We start from the raw sequence: 26,647 nt of genomic DNA, 5'->3' as shown, positions 1-26,647 counted from the left end.
CTCTATCAGACCGTTTCCGGTTCCGATTTCCTCGGTGCTTTCCAGGTTCCCGCTTTCGCGTTTCCCTTTCCGGCGGTTCCGACTCTATCAGATCCTTTCGGGCCTGACTCCCAGTCAGAGGGGGTTTGCCTTCCCGGCTGTTGGGCCGTTCCGACGAGTGAGACTTTAGCGGAATCCGTGGCCCCGCGCTAATCGGGGCTGCGTCCTTTCGAACGCGGATTCCTCATTTCGCAAATACGCATGCCAATAGAAAGACAGCGGCCGGATCGACTGCGGTCGACTAGAGGTTGGTACTTGCGGAATGGCTGTCCGGGGACCGACCGGAGTCGGCGCTCACGTCGGACAACTCGGAGAACAGTACGGATCGGCGCGGGGAGTGTCAACTCACGTCCGGACGGGACCCTGGCGGCGTACCCTGGTCCGCATGACGACGCGTACGTACACCCAGCAGTGGTGGGCCGCCTGACGGCGGCCGGACCTACGTATGCACTCAACGGCCGCCGCTTCGGCGGCCGTTCTCATATCTCCCTCCAGAGCTCCTGAGGGCCGGCCGTCGGGGACGGCGGTCTCGACCAGGAGGTGGAGAAGAGATGACGCGAGTCTTCAGTGGGGTCAAGCCGACCGGGCATCTGACGCTGGGGAACTACCTCGGGGCCATGCGGCGGTGGGCAGCCGTCGATCAGCACCAGGCCGACGCCCTGTTCTGTGTCGTCGATCTGCACGCGTTGACCGTGGACCACGATCCGGCGCGGGTGCGGCGGCTCAGTAGGCAGGCGGCGACGTTGCTGTTGGCGACGGGGCTGGATCCGCAGCTGTGCACCGTGTTCGTACAGAGTCATGTGGATGAGCACGCGCGACTGTCGTATCTGCTGGAGTGCGTGGCCACGGACGGCGAGATGCGGCGGATGATCCAGTACAAGGAGAAGGCCGCGCGTGAGCGGGAGCGGGGCGGGAGTGTGCGGCTGTCGCTGCTGACGTATCCCGTGCTGATGGCGGCGGACATCCTGGCGTACGGGGCCGACGAGGTCCCGGTGGGCGATGACCAGGCTCAGCATGTGGAGCTGGCGCGGGACATCGCGGTGCGGTTCAACCAGCGGTACGGGCACACGTTCGTGGTGCCCCGGGCCACGCCTCCGAAGGTGGCCGCGCGAGTGATGAACCTGCAGGAGCCGCTCTCGAAGATGGGGAAGAGCGATGACACCGGACCCGGGATCGTCTATCTGCTCGACGAGCCGGACGTGATGCGGAAGAAGGTCATGCGGGCCGTGACCGACAGCGGACGGGACGTCGTCTACGACCGGGAGGCTCGGCCGGGCCTCGCCAATCTGCTGGAGATCCTCGCGGCGTGCACGGGTGGGAACCCGGAAGCGCTGAGCGGTGTATATGAGTCGTACGGCGCCTTGAAGAAGGACACCGCGGAGGCCGTGGTCGAGGTCCTCAGGCCCGTGCAGGAGAGGCACAAGGAGTTGTGCGCGGATCCTGGCTATGTGGAGGGGGTGCTGCGGGATGGAGCGCAGAAGGCTCGGGCGATGGCCCGGCCGACCGTCGACGCGGCGTATCGGGCGATCGGGCTGCTGCCGGCGGCCGCTGATATCGCGGTGACCGTCTAGGACGCGGCCAAAACGGCGGGTGCCGGGCCGCCGCCCCCTGAGGCGGATGGAGCAGGGGGCGGCGGACGGTCAGCTGTTGCCCGAGGCCAGCTCGCGGCTGCGGTCGCGGGCGGCTTCGAGGGCGGCGATGAGGGCGGCTCGGACGCCGTGGTTCTCGAGTTCGCGGATGGCGTTGATCGTGGTGCCCGCGGGGGACGTGACGTTCTCGCGGAGCTTGACCGGGTGTTCGCCGCTGTCGCGGAGCATCGTGGCGGCGCCGATCGCGGACTGGACGATGAGGTCGTGGGCCTTGTCGCGGGGCAGGCCGAGCAGGATGCCTGCGTCCGTCATGGCTTCGACCAGGTAGAAGAAGTACGCCGGGCCGGAGCCGGAGAGGGCGGTGCAGGCGTCCTGCTGGGACTCGGGGACGCGGAGCGTCTTGCCGACGGCGCCGAAGATCTCCTCGGCGTGGGCGAGGTGCTCGGCGGTGGCGTGGGTGCCGGCGGAGATGACGGACATGGCCTCGTCGACGAGGGCGGGGGTGTTCGTCATGACGCGGACGACCGGGGTGCCCGCCGCGAGGCGCTCCTCGAAGAAGGAGGTGGGGATGCCTGCCGCGCCGCTGATGATCAGGCGGCCGGCGGGGACGTGGGGGGCGAGTTCGTCCAGAAGGGTGCCCATGTCCTGCGGCTTGACCGTGAGGATCAGGGTGTCGGCGGTCTTGGCGGCCTCGGCGTTGGTGACGGGCGTGACTCCGTAGCGGGCGCGGAGTTCTTCGGCTCGTTCCTGGCGGCGGGCGGTGACCAGGAGGTCGGCCGGGGCCCAGCCGCCTCGGATCATTCCGCTGAGCAGGGCTTCGCCGATCTTGCCGGTGCCGAGGACTGCGACTTTCTGGCTCATGGGTTCATCCTCGCACTGGCGGTGCGGGGCGGGAGGTGGCCGTCCGGCTGGCGGAACGCCACTATGCCGTGCGCCTCCTGAGGGTTGCCGCACCCAGGCCCAGCACCAGGAGTGCGCACCCGGCCACGATCAGGGCGTCGCGGACGAAGTTGGCGGTCATGTCGGTGTGCCTGAGGACCTCGTTCATGCCGTCGACCGCGTAGGACATGGGCAGCACGTTGGAGATGCCCTCCAGGACGGGGTGCATGTTGTCGCGGGGAGTGAACAGGCCGCAGAGGAGGAGCTGGGGGAAGATCACGGCCGGCATGAACTGGACGGCCTGGAATTCGGAGGCGGCGAAGGCCGAGACGAAGAGGCCGAGCGCGGTGCCGAGGAGTGCGTCGAGCAGGGCGACCAGGAGGAGCAGCCAGGGGCTGCCGATGACGTCCAGGCCGAGGAACCAGACGGCGAGGCCGGTGGCGAGGGCGGACTGGATGATCGCGAGGGTGCCGAAGGCGAGGGCGTAGCCGGCGATGAGGTCGCCTTTGCCCAGGGGCATGGCGAGGAGGCGTTCGAGGGTGCCGGAGGTGCGTTCGCGCAGGGTGGCGATGGAGGTGACCAGGAACATCGTGATCAGCGGGAAGATCCCGAGGAGGGAGGCGCCGATGCTGTCGAAGGTGCGCGGGCTGCCGTCGAAGACATAGCGCAGCAGGAACAGCATCACACAGGGGATCAGGATCATCAGCGCGATGGTGCGGGGGTCGTGGCGGAGCTGGCGCAGTACCCGGGCTGCGGTGGCGAGGGTGCGGGAGACGCTGAGGGCGCTGGTGGGGGCCGGGGTGACGGTCGTGGTGCCGGTCGTCGTGCTCATCGGGTCGTCTCCTTCTTGCGTCCGGCTGCCACGGCCTCGTCGACGAGGTGCAGGAATGCGGCTTCGACGGTCTCGGCGCCGGTGCGGGTGCGCAGGGCGTCCGGGGTGTCGTCGGCGAGGATCTCGCCTTCGCGCATGAGGAGGAGGCGGTGGCAGCGCTCGGCCTCGTCCATGACGTGGGAGGAGATGAGCAGGGTCGCTCCGCGCTGGGTGGCGATGTCGTGGAAGAGGTTCCACAGGTCGCGGCGGAGGACGGGGTCGAGGCCGACGGTCGGTTCGTCCAGGACCAGTAGTTCCGGTGTGCCGAGGAGTGCCACGCCGAGTGAGACGCGGCTGCGCTGGCCGCCCGAGAGGTTTCCTGCGAGGGCGTCGGCGTGGCTGGTGAGGTCGACGTCTTCGATGACGCGGGTGACGTCGGAGTGGCGGCGGTCGGCGGCGGCGTGGCCGGGAGCGAGGATCGCGGCGAAGTAGTCGAGGTTCTGGCGGACGGTCAGGTCGTCGTAGACGGAGGGGGCTTGGGTGACGTAGCCGATGCGGGTGCGCAGGGTGGGGTGGCCGGCGGGACGGCCGAGGACGTCGAGGGTGCCGGTGGCCTTGGCCTGGGTGCCGACGATGGAGCGCATGAGGGTGGATTTGCCGCATCCGGAGGGGCCGAGCAGGCCGGTGATCTGGCCGCGCGGGACGGTGAAGTCGAGGTCGCGCAGGACGGTGCGGGGGCCGCGGACGACGGTGAGGCCTTCGGCTCGGACGGCGGGGCTCTCGGTGGTCTGTGTGCCGGTGCCGGGTGGGCCGGAGGAGTAATTCATCATGCGATGAATACTGCTCTCGTGGACGGGCGCAGTCAAGCCATGGCGTTCGGCTGCCCGGGCGCGCGGCGGCGTGATCGGAAGCGCGTGGTCCGGTTCGCGTGCTCCCGGATCCCCCTGACGGCCTCGGGAAGCGGCTGCGCGATCAACTCCCTTTCTCGACAATGGATTTCAGTGCGAGGTCATATGCCGCGCGCTCAGGTTCGCCGCGCTCTCCCCCGGCACGGCGCCCACGCATCTCCCCGTATCCCGTGACCGTCGTCGATCGTCGGAGGTGCTCCTGTCATGCGCTGTGGCGTACGCAAGGCCGATCTGTTCGCGTCCCTCGTCGTGTTCCTCGTGACGCTGCCCCTCTGTGTGGGAGTCGCCATAGCTTCCGGTGTGCCCGCCGAGCTGGGGCTGGTGACCGGGATCGTCGGCGGGCTGGTCGCCGGGGTGCTGCCCGGCAGCAGCCTTCAGGTGAGCGGGCCGGCGGCGGGGCTGACGGTGCTCCTCTACGAGGCTGTGCAGCGGTACGGGGTCGGGGCGCTCGGAGTGCTGGTGTTCGGCGCCGGGCTGGTGCAGCTGGGGCTCGGAGTGCTGCGGCTGGGGCGGTGGTTCCGGGCCGTGTCGGTGGCCGTGGTCCAGGGGATGCTCGCGGGCATCGGTCTCGTCCTGATCGCGAGTCAGGTCTACGCGATGGGCGACGCGAGCGCGCCCGCCGGCGGCCTGGGCAGGCTCGCCGGGCTGGTGTCGCTGCCCGGTCTGCTGGACCCGGTGGCGTTGTCAGTGGGGGGTGCCACCATGGCCGTACTGCTGCTGTGGCCGCGATGGAAGCGCGGGGCGCGCCTGGTGCCCGCGCCGCTGGTCGCGGTCGGCCTCGCGGCGGCGGTGACCGGGGCCTTCGGCCTGGGGGTGCGGCGGGTCGAGGTGCGGGGTCTGCTGGATGCCGTGCGGCTGCCGGAGGCGGCGGATCTCGGGCGGCTCACGGAAGTGGGCGTGCTGGGGACCGTGATCACCTTCGCGCTGATCGCGTCCGCCGAGTCGTTGTTCGGCGCGGCGGCGGTGGACCGGCTGCACGACGGACGGCGTACGGACTACGACCGTGAACTGATCACCCAGGGCGCGGGGAACGCGGTGTGCGGGGTGCTGGGCGCCCTGCCGATGACCTCGGTGATCGTGCGCAGCGCGGCTGGGGGCACCCCCTTCGGTGGAGTCCGGGCGGGAGCACGGACCAAGGCGTCCCGGATGCTGCACGGGGTGTGGCTGCTGCTCTTCACGGTCGTCGTGCCCGGGGTGCTCGGGGTGATTCCGGTGGCGGCGCTGGCCGCGCTGCTGGTGCACGCCGGGTGCAGGCTCGTGCCGGTGCCGGAGGTGCGGGTGCTGTGGCGCGGGCATCGCGGGGAGGTGGTCGTGCTGGTGGTGACGGCGGCGGCGATCGTCGTCGGCAACCCCTTCGAGGGGGTGTTGGTGGGGTTGGCGGTGGCGGTGGCGAAGACCGCGTGGGACGCCAGCCTTGTGCAGGTGGAGACCGAGGACGGAGGGGAGGCGGGGATCGTCGTCCGGGTGCTGGGGCATGCGACGTTCCTGCGGCTGCCGAAGCTGTTGGACGCGTTGGAGGCGCTGCCGCGGGACCGGGAGGTGCGGCTGGAGCTGGGCGGGCTGCGGCATCTGGACCATGCGTGCGCGGCGGCCCTGGAGGGATGGGCCGCCGGGCGGGGCCAGGCGTTGGCGGCGAGCGGGAGGGCAGCGCCGTGAGGGCGACGCCGTGAGGCGGTCCTCGGCAGGGCTCGGTGCGGCTCAGGCCTTGGCGAGCAGCAGGATGACGTCGTAGACCTCTTCGACGATGCCGTCCGGGAAGGCCCGCATCAGGTGGGCGCGCTCCTCGGCGAGGAAGGCGGCACAGCTCTCCTCGTCGCCCACCAGGAAGGTCGAGTGGCTGGCGATGTTGGCGATGTGGGTGTCGACGGGGATGCGGCGGCTCCAGCGAACCTCGCGGCGGGTGAAGTCGAGGTGGTCGGCGGGGTCGACGGCACGGGCGTTGACGTTGCGCTGCTCCTCGTGGATGTTCACCTCGAAGTGGCGTCCGATGCGTTCGGCGGCCTCGGCGAGCCAGGGCACGTCGAGGGCGTCGGTGTTCCACCACAGGGCGAGCGCGCCGCCCGGGCGCAGCACGCGGACGGCCTCCGGGATCGCGAGGTTCGGGTCGGTCCAGTGCCAGGCCTGGGCGTAGGTCAGGAAGTCGGCGGAGTCGTCGGCGAGGGGCAGGGTGTTGCCGTTGCCGCGGACGATCGGGATGTCGGGGTGGGTCCGGCGGAACTGGGCGGCCATTCCGTCACCGGGTTCGACCGCGAGCACGTCGGCGCCGCGGGCGTGCAGGAGGGCGGTCGCTATGCCGGTCCCGGCGCCGACGTCCACGACGCGGGAGCCGGTGAGGGGACGGCGGGCGAGGTCCTCGACGGCGTCGAAGAGGGCGGGCGGGTAGGAGGGGCGGTTCGCCGCGTACTGGGCTGCGGCCGCGTTGAAGGAGTGGGCGCGGGCGGTGTGCGAGGGAGCCGTCATACGGCCATGGTGGCCGGGTTCGGCGATGAGGGCGGTGATTTTTCGGTGTGAAGAGCGGGGTCCGGCTTCCGGCTAGGAGCGGCGGCGCTTCTTCGACGGGTTGCCGGTGCGGCGGGTGGTGCGCTTCTCGTACTGCTTGCGGGCGGTGTCGTACTCCTCGCGGTGGAGCTTCTCACCCGGGGCCTCGAAGAGGGAGCGGACGAAGTAGGCGAGGAGGGAGCCGACGAAGCCGATGGCCAGCAGGCCGCGGAGGGAGGCCTGGCGGTCGGGGTCCGGGCGCTTGGTGAAGCCCTCCCAGGTGTGGCGGAAGGCGAGGGCGCTGCAGATCGCGAACATCACGACCATGAGGAGGGTGACGAAGCTGCCGATGTCCGCGATCTGGAGGCCCTGGAAGGCGAAGCGGAGCACGAGGCAGGAGCCGACGGCGACGGCGAGGGAGCCGGCGGCGGCGCCGATGCGGCGGGCCGTGTAGCCGTTGTCGTGGTCGACCCAGGTCGTGCCGAAGAAGCGGATGGGTTCGGGGCGGGGGCCGGGTGCGGAGCCCGCGGGGGTTACCTGGGTGCCGTTGTCGTCGCTCACGCGTCGATTATGGCTCCGGGTGGCCGCGGGCTCCGAGGGGGTTCGCACCGCTGGTCACGCACCCGGGCGAGGCCGGCCGTCGCGGCCTCGGGGAGTACCGCGACGGCGGCGTAGAAAAGGGAGGTCAGGAGCAGCGGGCCGCTACGTAGCCGTCGCTGCCGGTGTGCACGTACGTGTCCGAGACGTACTCGCCGTTGTCGATGTTGTCCCAGATGTTCGACGTGCCGTACGGGCCCGTCACCGTCTCGCCCGGCCTCTGGCAGTAGATCGGGACCTTGGCGCCCTCGGAGAGGACACGGATGATGGTGTAGCCGGTGCCCGGACCGCTGCGGACGTTCAGGCGATAGCCCGGGGCTGTGTCGTAGTAGCGGACCGCGGCCTCGGCGTGTGCGGCGCCGACCATGAGGAAGGCGCCGGCCAGGCCGGCGAGCATGACGGATCTGCGCTTCAGGGATGGCATCGGGGTTCCTTGGGGGTGAAAGGTGAGGTCAGGCGCAGCGGGAGGCGACGTAGCCGTCGCTCCCGGTGTGGACGTAGGCGTCCGAGACGTACTGGCCGTCGTCGATGTTGTCCCAGATGTTCGACGTGCCATAGGGGCCAGTGATCGTCTCCCCCGGCGTCTGGCACCAGATCGGGACCTTCGCGCCTTCGGCGAGCACACGGACGACACGGTAGGAGGTGCTCGGGCCGCTGCGGACGTTGAGGCGATAGCCCGGCGCGACCTCGTAATAGCGCAAGGTCGCGGCCTCGGCGGTGGCGGCGCCCACCGTGATGAAGGCGCCGCTGAGGCCGGCGAGCAGGACGGAGCGGCGTCTCAATGACGTCATGAGGTTCCCCCGGGTATGGGCGGTGAGGTCAGAGGGAGCAGCGCGGGCGGATGTAGCCGTCGCTGCCGGTGTTCACATACGCGTCCGAGATGTACTCGCCGTCGTCGATGTTGTCCCAGATGTTCGACGTGCCGTACGGGCCGGCGATGTTCGTGCCCGGCGTCTGGCACCAGATCGGGACCTTGGCCCCCTCGGCCAGGACACGGACGATGGTGTAGCCGGTGCCCGGACCGCTACGGACGTTCAGGCGATAGCCCGGGGCGACCGAGTAGTAGCGCAGGGCGGCGGACGTGGCCGCCGTGGCGGTGACGGACTTTGTCTCGTCTCCGCTCTCGACCTCTTCGACACGTTCAACAGACATGAAAGTACTCCCCCGTTGAGCCCCACAGTTGTCGTGGGACCCCGTTGATTCCCCTCGAACACGCCGCGAAACAGGCGTGCGCAACTCGCACACGAACGCTAGCAAGCCGCCTCTGTCTCGCACGAGTCATCGACTAGGCTCCGTGCGTCGCGCGCGCGGACGAACAGCACGGGGGTGGTTCCATGGCGCCGCAGCACAACACCGGAGCGGGCGCGGAAGCGGAACTTCCCGAGTACGCCGGCCACTACCGTCTGGAGTCCCGCCTCGGTTCCGGCGGAATGGGCGTCGTGCATCGCGCACAGAGCGCCTCCGGGATGACACTGGCGGTGAAGGTCGTACACACCGAATTCGCCAAGGACCCTGAGTTCAGGGGTCGGTTCCGGCAGGAGGTCGCCGCCGCTCGGCGGGTGAGCGGTGCCTTTACCGCGCCCGTCGTCGATGCCGATCCGGAGGCCGAACGGCCCTGGATGGCCACGCTGTTCATTCCCGGTCCGACCCTCGCCGAGGAAGTGAAGCGGAACGGGCCCATGGCTCCTGCCCAGTTGCGCCGCCTCATGGCCGGACTGGCCGAGGCGCTGCGCGACATTCACAGGGTCGGCGTGGTGCACCGGGACCTCAAGCCGAGCAATGTGCTGCTCGCCGAGGACGGACCGAAGGTCATCGACTTCGGCATTTCCCGGCCAAAGGACAGCGAACTGCGCACCGAGACGGGGAAGTTGATCGGCACGCCGCCCTTCATGGCGCCGGAGCAGTTCCGGCGGCCGCGGGAGGTGGGACCGGCCGCCGACATCTTCGCGCTGGGGTCCGTGCTGGTGCACGCGGCCACGGGGCGTGGGCCGTTCGACTCGGACAGCCCGTACGTCGTCGCGTACCAGGTCGTCCACGACGAGCCCGACCTGGCCGGCGTACCGGAGAATCTCGCGCCGCTCATCGTGCGGTGTCTTGCCAAGGAACCCGAAGACCGACCCACACCCGATGAGTTGATGCGGGAGCTGCGGTCGGTCGCCGCCTCGTACGACACGCAGGCGTTCATACCGGCGCAGCGGACAGGTGACGTGTCCGAGCCGGAGCCCCGCGGCAAGGATCCCGAGCGGCGTCCCAAGCGGCGTTCCCGCAGGGTGGCGGCGTTCGCAGCCGGGGTGATCGGCCTCGCCGTGGTCGTCACACTGGCCTGCGTGCACCTGCTCGACGACAAACGTGCGACACCGAAGAGCAGTCCGGCACAGACCGGGTCGGCCGGGTTCGAGGACTGGGCCGTGGCGGCTCCCGCGAAAGGCACCCCCAAGTGTTCCTACGGTGAGGGCAAGTTGCTCTGCGCACAGGGCGAACTGGTCTTCGCTCTCGACCCGGCCGACGGTCGCGTTCTCTGGCGGCGCTCCACGTCCAGGCCGCAGAGCGGTCCGCCGCTCGTTTCGGGCGGTCTCGTACAGCCCACGCCGCAACGCAGCGGACGCCTGGATGCGCTCGACCCCACTTCAGGCACGACACGTTGGCAGCGGAAGGCCTCGTACAGCGGGCTGGTGTGCGCCGGGGGCATGGTTCTCCTCACCGGCGCCGAGGGAACGGTCACCGGCGTGGACGGCGCTTCGGGCGACACGAAGTGGAGCGGCCGGATACCGGGGCACAAGGCTCCCTACTTCGTCTCGTTCGCGGGAGACCGGTCCGCGTACGCGACGAGCACGTCCGACGACCGATCAAGTACCCGGGTGAGCGCGGTGGACCCCGACACGGGTGACGTCCGGTGGGACACACACCTGGACGGGACCCTGAAACTCCTCGGCACTGCTGGCGGATCGGTCTATTTGCTCGCCCTCGACGCGGTCTACGGCGACGCCGAAGCCGTGATCCGCTATACGCCCGACGACGGGGCCTCGGAGCGGGTGGCGTTGCCCGCCCCGCTCCAGCAGGCCCATGGCACCGTGAAAGGCGACAGCGTCTATCTCATGGGCGCCGGCGGGTCGTTGGTGGCCATCGACATGAACGCACGCAAGCAGAGCTGGAGTCTGGAGACGGGCCTGGCACGGGGATCGGCGCCGCTCGCCGAAGGGAACCACGTGTACGTGAGCGCCCCCGACGGCCGCCTCCTCGCTGTGGACGCCCGTGACGGCAAACTGCTCGGGCAGACCCCTGCTCGGGTGGGCTCGGGTTCGGCTCAGGTCTCGGGGGCACTGCCCGAACCCATCACCGCCAACACCCACATCTACGCCTCCGCCCCCGACGGCACCGTCTTCTCCGTGGACGCCCGCCGTCCCTCGGCCTGGTGACACGGAAAGGGCCGCCTCCGAAGAGGCGGCCCTCGTGGCAGAACCCTGAAGGTCAGCCCAGCTTGGAAACGTCCCGGACCGCGCCCTTGTCCGCGCTGGTGGCCATCGCCGCGTAGGCCCGCAGCGCCGCCGAGACCTTGCGCTCGCGGTTCTTGGGGGCGTACACCCCGCCCAGCGCCGCGTCACGGCGGGCCAGTTCGGCCTCGTCGACGAGGAGTTCGATGGTGCGGTTCGGGATGTCGATGCGGATGCGGTCGCCGTCCTCGACGAGCGCGATCGTGCCGCCGGCCGCCGCCTCGGGGGACGCGTGGCCGATCGACAGTCCGGAGGTGCCGCCGGAGAAGCGGCCGTCGGTGACCAGGGCGCAGAGCTTTCCGAGGCCGCGGCCCTTGAGGTACGAGGTCGGGTAGAGCATCTCCTGCATGCCGGGGCCGCCCTTGGGGCCCTCGTAGCGGATGACGACGACGTCGCCCTCCTTGACCTCCTGGGTCAGGATCTTCTGGACGGCCTCTTCCTGGGACTCGCAGACGACCGCCGGGCCCTCGAAGGTCCAGATGGACTCGTCGACGCCGGCCGTCTTCACGACGCAGCCGTCGACCGCCAGGTTGCCCTTGAGGACGGCCAGGCCGCCGTCCTTGGAGTACGCGTGCTCGGCGCTGCGGATGCAGCCGCCCTCCGCGTCCTCGTCCAGGGTGTCCCAGCGCTCCGACTGGGAGAAGGCCTCGGCGGACCGGACGCAGCCCGGGGCCGCGTGCCACAGTTCCAGCGCCTCCGGCGAGGGGGAGCCGCCGCGGACGTCCCACGTCTTCAGCCAGTCCGCCAGGGACGGGCTGTGGACGGAGTGGACGTCCTCCCGCAGCAGGCCCGCGCGGTGCAGCTCGCCCAGCAGGGCCGGGATGCCGCCGGCGCGGTGCACGTCCTCCATGTAGTACGTGCGGTTCTTGGCGACGTTCGGGGCCACCTTCGCCAGGCACGGGACCCGGCGCGAGACCTCGTTGATCTCCTCCAGGCCGAAGGGGACGCCCGCTTCCTGGGCCGCCGCCAGCAGGTGCAGGATCGTGTTGGTGGAGCCGCCCATGGCGATGTCGAGGGCCATGGCGTTCTCGAAGGCCGCGAAGGAGGCGACCGCGCGCGGCAGGACCGTCTCGTCGTCCTGCTCGTAGTAGCGGCGGGTGATGTCCATGACCGTGCGGGCCGCGTCCTCGTACAGCCGGCGCCGGGCCGTGTGCGTGGCCAGGGTCGAGCCGTTGCCCGGGAGCGAGAGGCCGATGGCCTCGGTCAGGCAGTTCATCGAGTTGGCCGTGAACATGCCGGAACAGGAGCCGCAGGTCGGACAGGCGTTCTCCTCGATGCGGAGCATGTCCTCATCGGAGATCTTGTCGTTCACGGCGTCGGACATCGCGTCGACCAGGTCGAGCGTACGGACCGAGCCGTCGACCAGGGTGGCGCGGCCGGACTCCATCGGACCGCCGGAGACGAAGACCGTGGGGATGTTCAGACGCAGGGCCGCGTTCAGCATGCCCGGCGTGATCTTGTCGCAGTTGGAGATGCAGATCAGGGCGTCCGCGCAGTGGGCCTCGACCATGTACTCGACCGAGTCCGCGATGAGGTCGCGGGAGGGCAGGGAGTACAGCATGCCGCCGTGGCCCATCGCGATGCCGTCGTCCACCGCGATGGTGTTGAACTCGCGCGGGATGCCGCCGGCCTCGACGATCGCCTGGCTGACGATCCGGCCGACCGGCTGGAGGTGGGTGTGACCCGGCACGAACTCGGTGAAGCTGTTGGCGACCGCGATGATCGGCTTGCGGCCGATGTCCGCACCGGGTACACCGGAGGCGCGCATAAGGGCGCGTGCGCCCGCCATGTTGCGGCCGTGGGTGACTGTGCGGGACCTCAGCTCGGGCATCGTCGCTCGCTCCTTCAGACAGGTAGGGCTGATATCGAGCGTACGCCGGTCATCCAGGGGGCGGACACAGTGTCCGGAATGCGGGATGACCGTCTCACCTCACCAGGCGCTCACGGGTTCGTCAGATGCCCCTGGACCACCGGTGCCACCCGCGCGATGATCAGCTCCACGTCCGCCGAGGCGACCGGCTCGATCCTGATCACGTAGCGCATCATCGCGACCCCCACCAGCTGCGCGGCGGCGAGCTCGGCGCGCAGTTCCGCGTCCGGGGTGTCGAGCTCGCCGGCGATCCGGCGCATCAGCTGGGTGGCGACGAGACGGCGGAAGACAGCCGCCGCGGCCTCGTTGTTCACCGCGGACCGGATGATCGCGAGCAGCGGCTTGCGGGTCACCGGGTTCTCCCAGAGCCCGAAGATGAAGCGGGTCATGCGCTCGCCGGCATCCTCGAGGGGGCCTTCGAGGACCACGTCCCGCACCTTCAGGGCCGGCGAGAAGGCGACCTCGACGGCCGCTTCGAAGACCTGTTCCTTGGTGCCGAAGTAGTGATGGACCAGGGCCGGGTCGACGCCGGCCGACTTGGCGATGCCGCGCACCGACGTCTTCTCGTAGCCCCGCTCGGAGAACTCCTCGCGGGCCGCGGTCAGGATGCGGTCGCGGGTGTCGGCCGATTCCGTACCGGGCGGGCGGCCCCGTTTCCGCGAGGTGACGCCGGTCACGGCCGCGGCACCTTCACCGCGGAGGCCAGATGCAGCCGCGTGAAGGCCAGGGCCTCCGCCAGGTCGGCCTCACGTTCGGCGCTGGACATCGCCCGCCGGGTGTTGACCTCGATGACGACATGGCCGTCGAAGCCGGTCAGGGCGAGCCGTTCCAGCAGCTCGGCGCAGGGCTGGGTGCCGCGGCCGGGGACGAGGTGCTCGTCCTTGGCCGAGCCCCGGCCGTCGGCGAGGTGGACGTGGCCGAGGCGGTCTCCCATGCGGTCGGCCAGTTGCATCGCGTCGGAACGGGCCGTGGCCGAATGACTGAGATCGATCGTGAAGTGACGGTAGTCCTCCTTCGTCACGTCCCAGTCGGGGGCGTACGCGAGCATCTCGCGGTCGCGGTAACGCCAGGGGTACATGTTCTCGACGGCGAAGCGGACGTCCGTCTCGTTCGCCATGCGCCAGATACCGCTCACGAAGTCGCGGGCGTACTGACGCTGCCAGCGGAACGGCGGGTGGACGACGACCGTGGACGCCCCGAGCTTCTCGGCGGCCGCCTGGGCACGCTGGAGCTTGACCCAGGGGTCGGTGGACCACACGCGCTGGGTGATGAGCAGGCACGGGGCGTGTACGGCGAGGATCGGGATCTGGTGGTAGTCGGAGAGGCGGCGCAGGGCTTCGATGTCCTGGCTCACCGGGTCGGTCCACACCATGACCTCGACACCGTCGTATCCGAGGCGCGCGGCGATCTCGAAGGCCGTCGCCGTGGACTCCGGGTAGACGGAAGCCGTGGAGAGCGCGACCTTCGCATCCGGGATCCGTACGACTGGTTCTGCCACGGGGGTCAGCCTAAGGGTTGCGGTGGGTGGGGTGCGGGGTGCCTATTCGCCGTTGTGGCGATTGCCATAGGAGGGCGCGGGGGTTCCGGGTTCCCCGTACCCGTCACGTGCCCACACTCGATCCCATGTGATCAAGTCGCCGCAGAATGACGCCTTCCCGCAACGCCCACGGACAGACCTCCAGAGCCTCCACGCCGAACAGGTCCATCGCGCCCTCGGCCACCATCGCTCCCGCGAGCAGCTGCCCCGCGCGGCCTTCCGAGACGCCGGGCAGCTCGGCGCGCTGCGCCACCGTCATCCCCGCCAGCTGTGGCACCCACGCCTCCAGGGACTCCCGCTTCAGCTCGCGCTGGACGTACAGGCCCTCGGTGGAGCGGGCCGCGCCGGCGAGGCGGGCCAGCTGTTTGAAGGTCTTGGACGTGGCGACGACGTGGTCGGGGGCGCCGAAGCGGGCGAACTCGCCGACGGTGCGGGCGATCTGGGTGCGGACATGGCGTCGTAGCGCCCGTATGGCCTCGGGGTCCGGAGGATCGCCGGGCAGCCAGCCGGCCGTCAGACGGCCGGCGCCCAGCGGCAGCGAGACCGCCGCGTCGGGCTCCTCGTCGATGCCGTACGCGATCTCCAGGGAGCCGCCGCCGATGTCGAGGACCAGCAGCTTTCCGGCGGACCAGCCGAACCAGCGGCGGACCGCGAGGAAGGTGAGGCGGGCCTCCTCGGCCCCGGTGAGGACCTGGAGCTCGACGCCGGTCTCGGCGTGCACGCGCGCGAGGACGTCGTCGGCGTTGCTGGCCTCGCGCACCGCGGAGGTGGCGAACGGGAGGAGGTCCTCGACGCCCTTGTCCTCGGCGGCCTGAAGGGCCTCCTTGACGACACCGATGAGCTTGTCGACACCCTCGGGGCCGATCGCGCCGCCCTCGTCGAGGAGTTGGGCCAGGCGCAGTTCCACCTTGTGCGAGTGCGCGGGCAGCGGGCGCGCGCCGGGGTGGGCATCCACCACCAGCAGATGCACCGTGTTCGATCCCACGTCGAGGACACCGAGTCTCATGTACGGAACGCTACTGCCACCCCTGCGGTCGGCCGTATCCGGAGCCTTGCCAAGCGTCTTACCCTGGACGCGTGCCAAAGACGAAAAAGGCGAAGGCCGACAAATCCTCCAGCGGTTCTTCGCAGGCGAAGTCGCCGGTGAAGTCACCGAAGAAGTCGAAGCAGGCCCTGGCAGCCGACGAGAAGGGGCTCGATTTCGCGCGCGCGTGGGTGGAGTTCCCTGATCCGGCGGACGACGAGCAGATCTTCCGGTGCGATCTGACATGGCTGACCTCTCGCTGGAACTGCATCTTCGGCAGCGGATGCCAGGGCATCCAGCCGGGCCGCGCGGCCGACGGGTGCTGCACGCTGGGTGCCCACTTCTCCGACGAGGACGACGAGAAGCGGGTCGCCGGGCATGTGGCCAGGCTCACTCCGGAGATCTGGCAGTTCCACGACGAGGGCACGGAGGGCGGCTGGATCTCGGAGGACGAGGACGGCGACCGCCAGACCCGCCCCTACAAGGGCTCGTGCATCTTCCAGAACCGGCCCGGCTTCGCCGGCGGCGCGGGCTGCTCGCTGCACATCCTGGCGCTCAAGGAGGGCCGGGAGCCGCTGGAGACCAAGCCGGACGTCTGCTGGCAGCTGCCGGTGCGACGGACGTACGAGTGGATCGACCGGCCCGACGACACCCGGGTGCTCCAGGTGTCGATCGGTGAGTACGACCGCCGCGGCTGGGGTCCGGGCGGCCACGACCTGCACTGGTGGTGCACCTCGGCGACCTCGGCGCACGGCGCGGGCGACCCGGTGTACGTCTCCTACCGGCCGGAGCTGACCGAGCTGATGGGCAAGGCGGGCTACGACCGGCTGGCCGAGCTGTGCGAGGAGCGGCTGGCCTCCCAGCTGCCGCTGCTGGCGCCGCATCCGGCCGACCCCGCGGACTAGCTCCACGGTTACGACGTGGACGGGCTCGGGTCGCCGCTGTCATGGGACGGGGGCGTCGAGCTCGCCGGGTCGGACGGGGTGGGATCCGTCGGCGTCGGGTCCGGGTCGGACGTCGAGGGCGGCGGATCGCTGGGGGTCGGGTCCGTGGGGGCCGAGGTCGTGGGGGTCGGGTCCGGGTCCTGGGTGGACGGGGGCGGGTCGACGGGGGTGCCGGGGTCGGTCGGGGTGGGCGCGGTGCCGTAACCCTCGATGGAGACGACGGCGCCGGCCGGTGAGACGGCCACGCGCGCGCTCCAGTGGCCGGACGGCTCGCGCAGATGGTCGACGTACACCTTGATCGTCAACGATTCGCCGGGTTCGAGGGTTCCCGAGGACTGGCTGAGGTAGAGCCAGTCGGCACCGGTGCTCGCGGACCAGTGGACCGGGGTGTCGCCGGTGGCGGTGAGGGTGATCAGGGTGGTGTCGCCGCTGTTGCCGGCCGCGACCTCCAGCTGTCCGGCGCCCTTCTTTCCGGCGCCCGTGACGCTGATGACCTTCACCGATACATCGGGTTTGTCGCCCTTGGTGAAGCGGTCGGCGGGCCGGGGGCTGGCGTTTCCGGCGTTCTCGTAGCCGCCCGCGGCCTCGCCGTCCAGGCTGCCGGGGCCGTGCGCCTCGCTGGCGCTGGCCGAGCGCCCCTCGACGCCATCGGCGGTGGGGGTGCCCCGGTAGGCGGCCCACAGGGCGAGCACGGGGGCTGCCACGACGGTGGCGACGACGGTCGTCGTGACGGCACGCGCGCGTAGGCGGTCGCGGCGGGCCGCGCGGTCCTTGGGGTCCATCGGGAAGCCGCGCCGGTCGAAGCGGGGGGCGGACGCACGCGTGAAGTGCGCCATGGCGATGTGCAGCGTCGCGCGCGGAGCCTGCAGGACGGGCAGCTCGGCGGGGGTGACCGTCGCCCCGGGCCAGCGGCCGGCGACCGCGCGCTCGGCGGTACGGCGGCAGCGCGGGCAGTCGTCGACATGCCGTACGAGCTCGCGGCGCAGGGCCGTGCCGATCACCAGCTGGTGGTCGCCGGTGAGGCGGGCGACGCTCGGGCAGGTGCCGGTCTCCACGACGGCGAGGGCCGCGCGTGTGCGCTCGACCTCGCAGGCGGCGGAGGCGAGCAGTTCACGGGCGGCGGCCGGCTCCATGCCGAGGACGGCGGCGACCTCATGGGCGGCGAGGTGGTGGCGTACGGCGAGTTCGAGCGCCTCGCGCTGCTCCGGGGTGGTGCCGGCGGCCTCCGGCCAGGCCAGCAGGGCGAGTTCGCGGCGGCGCTCCTCCTGGGTCTCCTCGGAGACGGGCGGGGCCGCCTGCTGCCCGGCGTGGTGCCGGCCCGCCGCGTGGGTGCCCTGACGTTTCTGCTTGGCCTCGGCGAGCTTGCGCAGACACGCCCAGCGGGCCAGCGCGTACAGCCAGGCCCGGCGGTCCCCGGCCGCCTCCGGACCGCGGCGGCGCTCGGCGAGCGCGAGGACGTCACCGAGCGCGGCGGTGGCCGCGTCGTGGTCGCACAGCACGGACAGGCAGTAGGTGAACAGGCCGTCCAGATACGGCTCGTAGCGCGCCGGCGGACGCTGCGCCAGCGTGCGCGCCGCACCGCGGTCGCGCGCCTCCCGTTGCGCCCGGTGCGCGCCGGTGGTGCGGGTCGAGGTCTCCGGACTGCTGCTCATCACCCGTGGACCGTAGGGCGCGGGCGATGGCCCCTTCTTCCCCCTTGAGCACTTTTACTCCGTACGGGTGAAACGATCCCTCATAAGGGGACAGGAACCCTCGATTTCGTGGCCTGTTCTTGACGTCGGTGGCCGGATGACACCGGGCGCTCACGGTCACCGACAGGCTTTGTCAGTGCCGCCCGTTACGGTTCGTGCATGGCTGCCCGTACGAAGACCGCCAAGGACCGACCCGCCTACCGCTGCACGGAGTGCGGCTGGCAGACGGCGAAGTGGCTCGGCCGCTGCCCCGAATGCCAGGCGTGGGGCACCGTCGAGGAGTACGGCGCGCCCGCGGTGCGTACGACGGCCCCCGGCCGCGTCACCACCTCCGCCGTGCCCATCGGCCAGGTCGACGGCCGCACGGCCACCGCCCGCTCCACCGGCGTACCCGAGCTGGACCGGGTGCTCGGCGGCGGACTCGTACCCGGCGCGGTCGTCCTGCTGGCGGGCGAGCCCGGCGTGGGAAAGTCGACCCTCCTGCTCGACGTGGCGGCCAAGTCGGCGAGCGACGAGCACCGCACCCTGTACGTCACGGGCGAGGAGTCGGCCAGCCAGGTCCGGCTGCGCGCCGACCGCATCAAGGCCATCGACGACCATCTGTACCTCGCCGCGGAGACCGACCTGGCCGCGGTCCTGGGCCACTTGGACGCGGTGAAGCCGTCCCTGCTGATCCTCGACTCCGTCCAGACGATCGCGTCCCCCGAGATCGACGGCGCCCCCGGCGGCATGGCCCAGGTGCGGGAGGTGGCGGGCGCGCTCATCCGCGCCTCCAAGGACCGCGGCATGTCCACCCTCCTCGTCGGCCATGTCACCAAGGACGGCGCCATCGCGGGCCCGCGTCTGCTGGAGCACCTCGTGGACGTGGTGCTCTCCTTCGAAGGCGACCGGCACGCGCGCCTGCGGCTGGTCCGCGGCGTCAAGAACCGGTACGGAGCGACGGACGAGGTCGGCTGCTTCGAACTGCACGACGAGGGCATTACCGGCCTTACCGACCCGAGCGGACTTTTCCTGACGCGTCGTGACGAACCGGTCCCCGGCACCTGTCTGACGGTCACCCTGGAGGGCCGCCGTCCGCTGGTCGCCGAGGTCCAGGCCCTCACCGTCGACTCACAGATCCCCTCACCCCGGCGCACGACCTCGGGTCTGGAGACCTCCCGCGTCTCGATGATGCTCGCCGTCCTGGAGCAGCGAGGCAGGATCAGTGCACTCGGCAAGAGGGACATCTACTCCGCGACGGTCGGCGGAGTGAAGCTGTCGGAGCCGGCCGCGGACCTCGCCATCGCCCTCGCGCTGGCGTCGGCGGCGAGCGACACCCCGCTGCCCAAGAACCTCGTCGCGATCGGCGAAGTGGGCCTTGCGGGCGAGGTCAGACGGGTCACGGGGGTCCAGCGCCGGCTCGCCGAGGCACACCGTCTGGGCTTCACCCACGCACTCGTGCCGGGCGACCCGGGCAAGATCCCCGCCGGTATGAAGGTCCTGGAAGTGGCCGACATAGGAGAGGCCCTGAGAGTCCTTCCGCGGTCGCGTCGGCGAGACGCCCCACGGGACGAGGAGGAGCGCCGGTAGACTTTGCCCTGGTCTCGCCCGTCCGTACGAACCGAAGGTGCGAAACGGGAGCGTCCCAGAACCTGCGACCGGAGGAGTGCAGTGGCAGCCAACGACCGGGCAGCAGCTCCCGGAAAGTCCGGTGGGAGCTCCGGTGCCGATGGCCTGATGCGCGCCTCACTGAGCGCCGTGGCACCCGGCACGGCCCTGCGCGACGGCCTCGAGCGGATTCTCCGCGGCAACACGGGCGGACTCATCGTGCTCGGTTTCGACAAGACCGTCGAGCCGATGTGCACGGGCGGTTTCGTCCTGGATGTCGAGTTCACGGCCACGCGTCTGCGTGAGCTGTGCAAGCTCGACGGCGGCATCGTGCTCTCCACGGACGGATCGAAGATCCTGCGGGCGGGTGTGCAGCTGGTGCCCGACCCGATGATCCCCACGGAGGAGACGGGCACGCGTCACCGCACGGCGGACCGCGTCTCCAAGCAGGTCGACTTCCCGGTGGTGTCGGTCTCCCAGTCCATGCGTCTGATCGCCCTCTACGTCAACGGCCAGCGCCGCGTCCTGGAGGACTCGGCGGCGATCCTGTCCCGCGCGAACCAGGCCCTGGCGACCCTGGAGCGCTACAAGCTCCGTCTGGACGAGGTCGCGGGAACGTTGTCAGCGCTGGAGATCGAGGACCTCGTGACGGTCCGGGACGTGTCGGCGGTGGCGCAGCGCCTCGAGATGGTCCGCCGCATCGCGACGGAGATCGCCGAGTACGTGCTCGAACTCGGCACGGACGGACGTCTCCTCGCCCTCCAGCTCGACGAGTTGATCGCGGGCGTGGAGCCCGAGCGCGAGCTGGTGGTCCGGGACTACGTCCCCGAGCCCACGGCCAAGCGCTCCCGCACGGTCGACGAGGCCCTGTACGAGCTCAACGCCCTCACCCACGCCGAGCTCCTCGAACTGTCCACGGTGGCACGGGCGTTGGGCTACACCGGCTCCCCGGAGGCGCTGGACTCGGCGGTCTCGCCGCGAGGCTTCCGGCTGCTGGCGAAGGTGCCGAGGCTGCCGGGCGCGATCATCGACCGCCTGGTGGAACACTTCGGGGGCCTGCAGAAGCTGCTGGCCGCGAGCGTGGACGACCTGCAGACGGTGGACGGGGTCGGCGAGGCGCGGGCACGCAGCGTACGAGAGGGCCTGTCGAGGTTGGCCGAGAGCTCGATCCTGGAACGGTACGTGTAGCGACCTCAGGGGCGCGGGGCCGTATTGCGGGGCCGTGTTGATGTGCGGCTCCGCCGCGTAGGCGGCGACCAGCGACCAGCCGCGACGAGGGCCGCAGCCGACGCCACGCGCCCTGCCTCAGTCGCTCTCCAGCACGAACGACGTCTGCACCTTCGCGTACCCCGGCGCGGCCAGCTCCACGAGATACGTCCCCGCACCCGCGGACCCCGCCGGCGGCGTCGCACACTGCGGAGCACTCGGCTTGCGGTCCCACTTCACGGTGTACGTGATGCTGCTCCCCGCGGGCACCCGGAACACCAGGCTCGCCGCGGTCTTCGGGCAGTCCGCGGAGGACCAGTACTCGTCGTCCTCGGCCGCCTCGGTAATCGTCAACACCGCGCTCTTCGGCCCGAGATCGACCTTGCAGTCACCACCGGAGGAGTTCGCCGCGGTCAGCAGCAGCGCCGGCGTCTCGCCGGGCCCGTACCCGTTGCGGAAGCTGCTCACGGTCAACTTCACGGATCCCGCGGTGCAGTTGGGCACCCCGGACCCCGCCGGAAGGGTGTCGTCCTGCCCGACCCCGCTGCCCGTACCGCCGCCACCGGCCGCGCCTTCGGACCCACCGGAGCCGGACCCCGTACCGGAAGTCGAGGAGCCCTCGCCGGACCCGCCGTCCGACCCCGACCCCGATTCCGTTCCCCCGGAGTCCCCACCCGGCGTCGACTCGTCGCGCCCGCCCGGCGCTTGACTGATCGCCGGCCCTGAGCCGGTCGGCCCCGGCGTGATGGTCGAGGGCGAGGGATTCTTGTCGTTGGACCCGTCGGCACCGTTCTTGCCTCCACCACCGCCCGAGGAGACGACCCAGGCGATCAGCAACGCCAACAGGGCCAGCACAGACAGCAGTACGGCCCTCCGTCGCCAGTAGATGGTGGAGGGAAGCGGCCCGACCGGATTGCGCAGAGATCCCACGGCGCAAACTGTACGAGAGATCGGCGCCTTCGCCGCCCCTACCCGCCGCCGGGGACCACAACTTTTCCGGATCATCATTTCGGAAACGGCGGTTCACGCGGCCGCCCGCACACACTCGGGCGCATCATGATCGCGGGGCGTGACGGTTTCAGCCAGTCGCCTACCCTCTGTGACATCACCGCTCTTCCGCATGACACTCGTACGTGGGTACGGCACACCGCCGACACGCACCGCTTCCCCTCGTCGGGCGCCGTCCTCTCTCCGGCACTGCCCCCGCGCGCCCCTGCCCGCCGTACCCCTGAGGGGTGGCGCTTCCCCCGCACCCCCTCCCCCGCATGGCAGGATCGGAAGGCCATGACTGCGCCCACGAAGCCCCCGCACAGCAGCCCCTCCGACCCCCTCTCCGGGTCTCCCGGCGGAGAGCACCTGCACACACCCGTCATCGACTGGTTCGACGAGCACGCCCGCGATCTGCCGTGGCGGCGCCCGGAAGCCGGGCCGTGGGGGGTGATGGTCAGCGAGTTCATGTTGCAGCAGACGCCGGTCAGCCGCGTCCTGCCGGTGTACGAGCAGTGGCTGGCCCGCTGGCCGCGCCCCGCCGACCTCGCTAAGGATGCCCCCGGTGAGGCCGTGCGCGCGTGGGGCCGCCTCGGCTATCCGCGTCGCGCCCTGCGCCTGCACGGGGCGGCCGTCGCGATAACCGAACGGCACGGCGGCGACGTACCCACCGACCACTCCCAGCTCCTCGCGCTGCCCGGCATCGGGGAGTACACGGCCGCTGCGGTCGCCTCCTTCGCGTACGGACAGCGGCACGCGGTCCTCGACACCAATGTCCGCCGCGTCTTCGCGCGGGCCGTCACCGGCGTGCAGTACCCGCCGAACGCCACCACCGCCGCCGAACGCAAGCTGGCCCGCACCCTGTTGCCGCAGGAGGAGCGGACGGCCGCCCGCTGGGCCGCCGCCTCCATGGAGCTCGGTGCGCTGGTGTGCACCGCCAGGAACGAGTCCTGCCACCACTGTCCGATCGCCGCCCAGTGCGCCTGGCGGCTCGCGGGCAAGCCGGAGCACGACGGTCCGCCGCGGCGCGGACAGACGTACGCCGGTACCGACCGCCAGGTCCGCGGCAAGCTCCTCGCCGTCCTGCGCGAGGCCCACGCGCCCGTGCCGCAGGCCGCGCTCGACCGGGTGTGGCACGAGCCGGTGCAGCGCGCGCGGGCGCTCGACGGACTCGTCGCGGACGGGCTTGTCGAGCCCCTGTCCGGTGGTTTGTATCGGCTGCCGTTGACGTAACGCACCGCTCCACACGGCCAAATCACCCTGAACCGGCGCCATTCGGTGCGCCGGTTTACCCCTTTCCTACTTCCGTTACACAACCGACGGACAGCCGAGCGCTGGCCGCGCGCTGTCCCGCACAGCCCCGTGACAACAGCTCCGTAGCTTCATTGGCGTACCGCAGGAGAGCGCGGCACACAGGTAACGGAGAACCGGCAGCGGGCGGGTCGGAAACGGGGATGGAGGCGGTCGATCATGGCGCAGGGCGAGGTGCTCGAGTTCGAGGAGTACGTGCGAACCCGGCAGGACGCGTTGCTGCGCAGCGCCCGTCGCCTGGTCCCGGACCCGGTCGACGCCCAGGACCTCCTGCAGACGGCGCTGGCACGGACGTACCACCGCTGGGACGGCATCGCGGACAAGCGGCTCGCGGACGCCTACCTGCGCCGGGTCATGATCAACACCCGTACCGAGTGGTGGCGGGCCCGCAAGCTGGAGGAGGTGCCGACCGAGCAGCTCCCGGACGCCTCGGTCGACGACGCCACCGAGCAGCACGCGGACCGCGCCCTGCTGATGGACATCATGAAAGTGCTCGCCCCGAAGCAGCGCAGCGTGGTCGTGCTGCGACACTGGGAGCAGATGTCCACGGAGGAGACGGCCGCCGCCCTCGGCATGTCGGCCGGAACGGTCAAGAGCACGCTGCACCGGGCCCTCGCCAGGCTCCGCGAGGAACTGGAGAGCCGCGATCTGGACGCACGCGCGCTGGAGCGTGAGGAGCGGGAGCGTTGCACGGCGGCCTGACCGACGCGGACCCCTCACCGGGCCGGGGCACTTTGCAGGCGGCGTTCACGGCGGTGGCCGTGCTCGCCGCCCTCGCCCTTTTCGTCTCCGCCTGCGCCACCGGCGGCACCGGCACCCGTGACGAGGGACCGGCGTTCGCCGAGTCCTCGTCGAGCACCGACATAGCGGCGGGAGCCGCCGCCTCGGCCTCGCCTTCCAGGGCCCCTGCCTCCGCGCCCTCCGCCTTCGCGTCCGACCCCGATTCCGGCTCCGACTCGCTGAGCCACACGACGGCGGTCAAGTTGGTCAAGAGCGACCCGCTGGTCTCGGCGGAGGTCAAGGACGGCCTCAAGCCGTGCGTCGCGGACGAGTACCCGCTCGACGTGGCCTACGGCGATCTGACCGGAGGTTCGTCGGACGACATCGTGGTCAACGTGCTGACCTGCGGCGACGGCGTCGGTGTCGGCTCGTACGTGTACCACGAGGAGCGTGGCGCGTACGAGAACGTGTTCAGCGCCGAGGAGTCCCCGGTCTACGCCGAGATCGACAGCAGCGGCAACCTGGTGGTGAGCAGGCAGCTGTACGAGAAGGGCGACCCGGTGTCGAGCCCGTCCGGCGAGGACGTGATCACCTACCGGTGGTCCTCGGCGGGTCACTTCGTCAAGGTGCGGTACGCGCACAATGAGCTCGGCGACCTCGGGCCCACCCCGTCGCCCTCGGAGTGAACCGATCGGGGCCTACGATCCGATCACTTGTCAACGGCACCACGACTCCCCCACAGACAGCGACACCCGGACAGCGACACCCACACAGCGACACGAGGACAGAGAGCAGCGGGATGGCAGACCAGACCCACGTTCTGTTCGTCGAGGACGACGACGTCATCCGCGAGGCCACCCAACTCGCCCTGGAGCGGGACGGCTTCGCGGTCACCGCCATGCCCGACGGACTGTCGGGCCTGGAGGCGTTCCGCGCCGACCGCCCCGACATCGCCCTGCTGGACGTCATGGTCCCGGGCCTGGACGGCGTCAGCCTGTGCCGGCGCATCCGGGACGAGTCGACCGTCCCGGTGATCATGCTGTCGGCGCGCGCGGACTCCATCGACGTGGTGCTGGGCCTGGAGGCGGGCGCCGACGACTACGTCACCAAGCCGTTCGACGGCGCCGTGCTGGTGGCCCGTATCCGCGCGGTGCTGCGCCGCTTCGGGCACGCGGGCGGCGGTGACCGGTCCGAGGAGGGCGGCGCCGCGGCCGACGGCGGGGTGCTGACCTTCGGCGAGCTGGAGATCGACACCGAGGGCATGGAGGTGCGCCGGGCCGGGGAGCCGGTGGCCCTCACCCCGACCGAGATGCGACTGCTCCTGGAGTTCTCCTCCGCGCCGGGCACGGTCCTGTCGCGGGACAAGCTCCTGGAGCGGGTGTGGGACTACGGCTGGGGCGGTGACACCCGCGTCGTCGACGTCCATGTGCAGCGACTGCGTACGAAGATCGGCCAGGACCGGATCGAGACGGTCCGTGGTTTCGGCTACAAGTTGAAGGCCTGAGCGGGGCGGACATGCGGGGGAATCTTCGGCGCCTGGTCCCGGCGCGGCTGGAGCGTACGGGCATCCGTACAGGACTGAGGTGGAAGCTCAGCGCGGCCATCGCGCTGGTCGGCGCGCTGGTCGCGATCGCGCTGAGCCTGGTCGTGCACAACGCCGCCCGGGTCTCGATGCTGGACAACGCCCGCGACCTCGCCGACGAACGCATCCAGATCGCCCAGAACAACTACGAGAAGACCGGCCTGGCCAACTTCCCGCACGTCGAGAAGAACGACTCGTCGCTGCCGATGCCGCTGCGGCACAAGGTCGAGCAGGGACGCCGGGCGACCTATGTGACGGACGGGCCGGGCGGGATGCCGGACATCTGGGCGGCCGTACCGGCCAAGGACGGCAATGTGCTGTCCCTGCACACCGGGTTCACCGACCGCAGCACCGACATCCTCAAGGACCTGGACCAGGCCCTGGTGATCGGCTCCATCGCGGTCGTCCTCGGCGGCAGCGCGCTCGGCGTGCTCATCGGGGGCCGGCTGTCGAGCCGGCTGCGCAAGGCCGCGGCCGCCGCCAACGAGGTCGCGAGCGGTGAGACGAACGTGCGGGTGCGGGACGCGATCGGCGGGGTCGTACGGGACGAGACGGACGACCTCGCGAGCGCCGTGGACGCCATGCGGGAAGCGCTGGAGCAGCGCCTGGAGGCGGAGCGGCGGGTCACCGCGGACATCGCGCACGAGCTGCGGACCCCGGTGACCGGCCTGCTCACTGCGGCCGAGCTCCTTCCCCCTGGCCGGCCGACCGAGCTGGTCCTGGACCGGGCGAAGGCCATGCGCACCCTCGTCGAGGACGTCCTGGAGGTGGCCCGGCTGGACAGCGCGTCCGAGCGGGCGGAGCTCCAGGACATCCTGCTGGGCGAGTTCGTCGCCCGGCGGGTGATGGCGAAGGACCCGGAGATCGACGTCCGGGTGGTGCACGAGTCGATGGTCACGACGGACCCGCGGCGCCTGGAGCGGGTGCTGTTCAATCTGCTCGCCAACGCCGCCCGGCACGGCAGACCGCCCATCCAGGTCACCGTCGAGGGCCGGGTCATCCGGGTCCGCGACCACGGCCCCGGGTTCCCCGAGGACCTCCTCGCCGACGGACCGAGCCGCTTCCGCACCGGCAGCAGCGACCGCGCGGGCCACGGCCACGGCCTCGGCCTGACCATCGCCGCCGGCCAGGCCCGGGTCCTCGGCGCCCGCCTCACCTTCCGCAACATCCGCCCCCCAGGCGCACCCGAGGGAGTCCCGGCAGAGGGCGCGGTGGCCGTCCTGTGGCTACCGGAACACGCACCGACGAACACGGGAAGCTACCCGATGATGCCGTAGACCCGGACCACAGCCCGCCCGCCGTCCCATGGGCCGACAGCGCGCCCGGCGCTCGACCTCCGACGCCCGGCGCCCAGCCTCCAGCGCCCGGCGCCCGGCGCCCGGCGCCCGGCGCCCGG

The 26,647-nt window shown here is 71.0% G+C and carries 25 protein-coding genes; 11 read left to right on the top strand and 14 right to left on the bottom strand.

Going from position 1 to position 26,647, the window contains the following annotated elements; genetic code table 11:
• Positions 1–590 precede the first annotated feature (590 nt).
• The gene (gene trpS, locus ACIOHP_RS07405) at positions 591–1,610 is read left to right on the top strand and encodes a tryptophan--tRNA ligase (RefSeq protein WP_401884107.1); all 1,020 of its coding nucleotides are present in this window, start codon (positions 591–593) and stop codon (positions 1,608–1,610) included.
• A gap of 69 nt (positions 1,611–1,679) precedes the next feature.
• Here trpS and proC read toward each other — a convergent pair whose 3' ends face one another.
• The 3 genes from proC to ACIOHP_RS07390 all read right to left on the bottom strand — a co-directional run bounded on the left by proC (position 1,680) and on the right by ACIOHP_RS07390 (position 4,148).
• On the bottom strand, positions 1,680–2,489 hold the full coding sequence (gene proC / locus ACIOHP_RS07400) for a pyrroline-5-carboxylate reductase (RefSeq protein ID WP_401884105.1): 810 nt from the start codon (positions 2,487–2,489) through the stop codon (positions 1,680–1,682).
• Positions 2,490–2,550: 61 nt separating this feature from the next.
• Positions 2,551–3,339: an ABC transporter permease gene (locus ACIOHP_RS07395; RefSeq protein ID WP_401884103.1), complete on the bottom strand. Its 789-nt coding sequence runs from the start codon at positions 3,337–3,339 to the stop codon at positions 2,551–2,553.
• Positions 3,336–4,148, bottom strand: a complete 813-nt coding sequence (locus tag ACIOHP_RS07390) for an ABC transporter ATP-binding protein (protein ID WP_401884101.1) — start codon at positions 4,146–4,148, stop codon at positions 3,336–3,338. The genes ACIOHP_RS07395 and ACIOHP_RS07390 overlap by 4 nt, the downstream gene beginning before the upstream one ends.
• A gap of 282 nt (positions 4,149–4,430) precedes the next feature.
• Here ACIOHP_RS07390 and ACIOHP_RS07385 point away from each other — a divergent pair, with 282 nt between their 5' ends.
• Entirely contained in the window at positions 4,431–5,882 is a 1,452-nt protein-coding gene (locus ACIOHP_RS07385) for a SulP family inorganic anion transporter (protein WP_401884099.1), read from the top strand.
• A 42-nt stretch (positions 5,883–5,924) separates the two neighbouring features.
• On the opposite strand, the gene ACIOHP_RS07380 is transcribed toward ACIOHP_RS07385, so the two are convergent.
• The 5 genes from ACIOHP_RS07380 to ACIOHP_RS07360 form a co-directional block, all read right to left on the bottom strand.
• A complete protein-coding gene (locus tag ACIOHP_RS07380) occupies positions 5,925–6,686 on the bottom strand; it encodes a class I SAM-dependent methyltransferase (protein WP_401884097.1) in 762 nt (253 codons plus the stop codon).
• Between the two features lie 72 nt (positions 6,687–6,758).
• Positions 6,759–7,265, bottom strand: a complete 507-nt coding sequence (locus ACIOHP_RS07375; protein WP_401884095.1) for an EamA/RhaT family transporter — start codon at positions 7,263–7,265, stop codon at positions 6,759–6,761.
• 124 nt (positions 7,266–7,389) lie between these two features.
• Positions 7,390–7,698: an SH3 domain-containing protein gene (locus ACIOHP_RS07370; protein ID WP_361560906.1), complete on the bottom strand. Its 309-nt coding sequence runs from the start codon at positions 7,696–7,698 to the stop codon at positions 7,390–7,392.
• Between the two features lie 55 nt (positions 7,699–7,753).
• The gene (locus tag ACIOHP_RS07365; protein ID WP_361496566.1) at positions 7,754–8,092 is read right to left on the bottom strand and encodes a hypothetical protein; all 339 of its coding nucleotides are present in this window, start codon (positions 8,090–8,092) and stop codon (positions 7,754–7,756) included.
• Positions 8,093–8,120: 28 nt separating this feature from the next.
• Positions 8,121–8,453, bottom strand: coding sequence for an SH3 domain-containing protein (locus ACIOHP_RS07360; protein WP_401884093.1), 333 nt, complete (start codon positions 8,451–8,453; stop codon positions 8,121–8,123).
• A gap of 182 nt (positions 8,454–8,635) precedes the next feature.
• Between ACIOHP_RS07360 and ACIOHP_RS07355 the strand changes: the two genes are divergently transcribed.
• Positions 8,636–10,717 carry a serine/threonine-protein kinase gene (locus ACIOHP_RS07355; RefSeq protein WP_401884091.1) on the top strand — a complete coding sequence of 694 codons (2,082 nt, stop codon included), beginning with the start codon at positions 8,636–8,638 and terminating at the stop codon, positions 10,715–10,717.
• Positions 10,718–10,769: 52 nt separating this feature from the next.
• On the opposite strand, the gene ilvD is transcribed toward ACIOHP_RS07355, so the two are convergent.
• The 4 genes from ilvD to ACIOHP_RS07335 all read right to left on the bottom strand — a co-directional run bounded on the left by ilvD (position 10,770) and on the right by ACIOHP_RS07335 (position 15,205).
• Positions 10,770–12,623 carry a dihydroxy-acid dehydratase gene (gene ilvD, locus ACIOHP_RS07350; protein WP_401884089.1) on the bottom strand — a complete coding sequence of 618 codons (1,854 nt, stop codon included), beginning with the start codon at positions 12,621–12,623 and terminating at the stop codon, positions 10,770–10,772.
• Positions 12,624–12,733: 110 nt separating this feature from the next.
• Positions 12,734–13,339 (bottom strand): TetR family transcriptional regulator, encoded by a 606-nt coding sequence (locus ACIOHP_RS07345; RefSeq protein ID WP_361560880.1) that lies wholly within the window; start codon positions 13,337–13,339, stop codon positions 12,734–12,736.
• Entirely contained in the window at positions 13,336–14,160 is an 825-nt protein-coding gene (locus ACIOHP_RS07340) for a sugar phosphate isomerase/epimerase (RefSeq protein WP_307027598.1), read from the bottom strand. The genes ACIOHP_RS07345 and ACIOHP_RS07340 overlap by 4 nt, the downstream gene beginning before the upstream one ends.
• A 103-nt stretch (positions 14,161–14,263) precedes the next feature.
• A complete protein-coding gene (locus tag ACIOHP_RS07335) occupies positions 14,264–15,205 on the bottom strand; it encodes a Ppx/GppA family phosphatase (RefSeq protein ID WP_401884087.1) in 942 nt (313 codons plus the stop codon).
• Positions 15,206–15,276: 71 nt separating this feature from the next.
• Here ACIOHP_RS07335 and ACIOHP_RS07330 point away from each other — a divergent pair, with 71 nt between their 5' ends.
• Entirely contained in the window at positions 15,277–16,128 is an 852-nt protein-coding gene (locus ACIOHP_RS07330; protein WP_401884085.1) for a hypothetical protein, read from the top strand.
• A gap of 8 nt (positions 16,129–16,136) precedes the next feature.
• Here the strand turns inward: ACIOHP_RS07330 and ACIOHP_RS07325 are convergent, their stop codons facing one another.
• Positions 16,137–17,822, bottom strand: coding sequence for a hypothetical protein (locus ACIOHP_RS07325; RefSeq protein ID WP_401884083.1), 1,686 nt, complete (start codon positions 17,820–17,822; stop codon positions 16,137–16,139).
• A gap of 195 nt (positions 17,823–18,017) precedes the next feature.
• Between ACIOHP_RS07325 and radA the strand changes: the two genes are divergently transcribed.
• Positions 18,018–19,427 (top strand): DNA repair protein RadA, encoded by a 1,410-nt coding sequence (gene radA / locus ACIOHP_RS07320; RefSeq protein WP_327718550.1) that lies wholly within the window; start codon positions 18,018–18,020, stop codon positions 19,425–19,427.
• Between the two features lie 81 nt (positions 19,428–19,508).
• Positions 19,509–20,633 carry a DNA integrity scanning diadenylate cyclase DisA gene (gene disA, locus ACIOHP_RS07315; RefSeq protein ID WP_361496580.1) on the top strand — a complete coding sequence of 375 codons (1,125 nt, stop codon included), beginning with the start codon at positions 19,509–19,511 and terminating at the stop codon, positions 20,631–20,633.
• Between the two features lie 117 nt (positions 20,634–20,750).
• Here disA and ACIOHP_RS07310 read toward each other — a convergent pair whose 3' ends face one another.
• Positions 20,751–21,581, bottom strand: coding sequence for a hypothetical protein (locus tag ACIOHP_RS07310; protein ID WP_401884080.1), 831 nt, complete (start codon positions 21,579–21,581; stop codon positions 20,751–20,753).
• Positions 21,582–21,935: 354 nt separating this feature from the next.
• Here ACIOHP_RS07310 and ACIOHP_RS07305 point away from each other — a divergent pair, with 354 nt between their 5' ends.
• The 5 genes from ACIOHP_RS07305 (at position 21,936) to cseC (ending at position 26,528) form a co-directional block, all read left to right on the top strand.
• Positions 21,936–22,871 carry an A/G-specific adenine glycosylase gene (locus tag ACIOHP_RS07305; protein WP_401884078.1) on the top strand — a complete coding sequence of 312 codons (936 nt, stop codon included), beginning with the start codon at positions 21,936–21,938 and terminating at the stop codon, positions 22,869–22,871.
• Positions 22,872–23,108: 237 nt separating this feature from the next.
• Positions 23,109–23,651, top strand: a complete 543-nt coding sequence (locus tag ACIOHP_RS07300; protein WP_046263315.1) for a SigE family RNA polymerase sigma factor — start codon at positions 23,109–23,111, stop codon at positions 23,649–23,651.
• A complete protein-coding gene (locus ACIOHP_RS07295) occupies positions 23,636–24,355 on the top strand; it encodes a hypothetical protein (protein ID WP_401884075.1) in 720 nt (239 codons plus the stop codon). Before ACIOHP_RS07300 ends, ACIOHP_RS07295 begins: the two co-directional genes overlap by 16 nt.
• A 113-nt stretch (positions 24,356–24,468) precedes the next feature.
• A complete protein-coding gene (cseB, locus tag ACIOHP_RS07290; protein ID WP_361496588.1) occupies positions 24,469–25,173 on the top strand; it encodes a two-component system response regulator CseB in 705 nt (234 codons plus the stop codon).
• Positions 25,174–25,184: 11 nt separating this feature from the next.
• Positions 25,185–26,528: a two-component system sensor histidine kinase CseC gene (gene cseC, locus ACIOHP_RS07285; RefSeq protein ID WP_361496590.1), complete on the top strand. Its 1,344-nt coding sequence runs from the start codon at positions 25,185–25,187 to the stop codon at positions 26,526–26,528.
• Positions 26,529–26,647 lie beyond the last annotated feature (119 nt).

This window comes from Streptomyces sp. NPDC087859 (assembly GCF_044742595.1).
Taxonomy (GTDB): Bacteria; Actinomycetota; Actinomycetes; order Streptomycetales; family Streptomycetaceae; genus Streptomyces; species Streptomyces canus_F.
The sequence above is the reverse complement of the archived record's forward strand: the minus strand, read 5'-3'. Positions and strand labels throughout refer to the sequence as shown.

What these genes read in the sequence shown, in the direction of transcription:
- trpS (WP_401884107.1), top strand. Translation starts at nt 591, where the DNA reads ATGACGCGAGTCTTCAGTGGGGTCAAGCCGACCGGGCATCTGACGCTG.
- proC (WP_401884105.1), bottom strand. Translation starts at nt 2,489, where the DNA reads ATGAGCCAGAAAGTCGCAGTCCTCGGCACCGGCAAGATCGGCGAAGCC.
- ACIOHP_RS07395 (WP_401884103.1), bottom strand. Translation starts at nt 3,339, where the DNA reads ATGAGCACGACGACCGGCACCACGACCGTCACCCCGGCCCCCACCAGC.
- ACIOHP_RS07390 (WP_401884101.1), bottom strand. Translation starts at nt 4,148, where the DNA reads ATGATGAATTACTCCTCCGGCCCACCCGGCACCGGCACACAGACCACC.
- ACIOHP_RS07385 (WP_401884099.1), top strand. Translation starts at nt 4,431, where the DNA reads ATGCGCTGTGGCGTACGCAAGGCCGATCTGTTCGCGTCCCTCGTCGTG.
- ACIOHP_RS07380 (WP_401884097.1), bottom strand. Translation starts at nt 6,686, where the DNA reads ATGACGGCTCCCTCGCACACCGCCCGCGCCCACTCCTTCAACGCGGCC.
- ACIOHP_RS07370 (WP_361560906.1), bottom strand. Translation starts at nt 7,698, where the DNA reads ATGCTCGCCGGCCTGGCCGGCGCCTTCCTCATGGTCGGCGCCGCACAC.
- ACIOHP_RS07365 (WP_361496566.1), bottom strand. Translation starts at nt 8,092, where the DNA reads ATGACGTCATTGAGACGCCGCTCCGTCCTGCTCGCCGGCCTCAGCGGC.
- ACIOHP_RS07360 (WP_401884093.1), bottom strand. Translation starts at nt 8,453, where the DNA reads ATGTCTGTTGAACGTGTCGAAGAGGTCGAGAGCGGAGACGAGACAAAG.
- ACIOHP_RS07355 (WP_401884091.1), top strand. Translation starts at nt 8,636, where the DNA reads ATGGCGCCGCAGCACAACACCGGAGCGGGCGCGGAAGCGGAACTTCCC.
- ilvD (WP_401884089.1), bottom strand. Translation starts at nt 12,623, where the DNA reads ATGCCCGAGCTGAGGTCCCGCACAGTCACCCACGGCCGCAACATGGCG.
- ACIOHP_RS07335 (WP_401884087.1), bottom strand. Translation starts at nt 15,205, where the DNA reads ATGAGACTCGGTGTCCTCGACGTGGGATCGAACACGGTGCATCTGCTG.
- radA (WP_327718550.1), top strand. Translation starts at nt 18,018, where the DNA reads ATGGCTGCCCGTACGAAGACCGCCAAGGACCGACCCGCCTACCGCTGC.
- ACIOHP_RS07305 (WP_401884078.1), top strand. Translation starts at nt 21,936, where the DNA reads ATGACTGCGCCCACGAAGCCCCCGCACAGCAGCCCCTCCGACCCCCTC.
- ACIOHP_RS07300 (WP_046263315.1), top strand. Translation starts at nt 23,109, where the DNA reads ATGGCGCAGGGCGAGGTGCTCGAGTTCGAGGAGTACGTGCGAACCCGG.
- cseB (WP_361496588.1), top strand. Translation starts at nt 24,469, where the DNA reads ATGGCAGACCAGACCCACGTTCTGTTCGTCGAGGACGACGACGTCATC.
- cseC (WP_361496590.1), top strand. Translation starts at nt 25,185, where the DNA reads ATGCGGGGGAATCTTCGGCGCCTGGTCCCGGCGCGGCTGGAGCGTACG.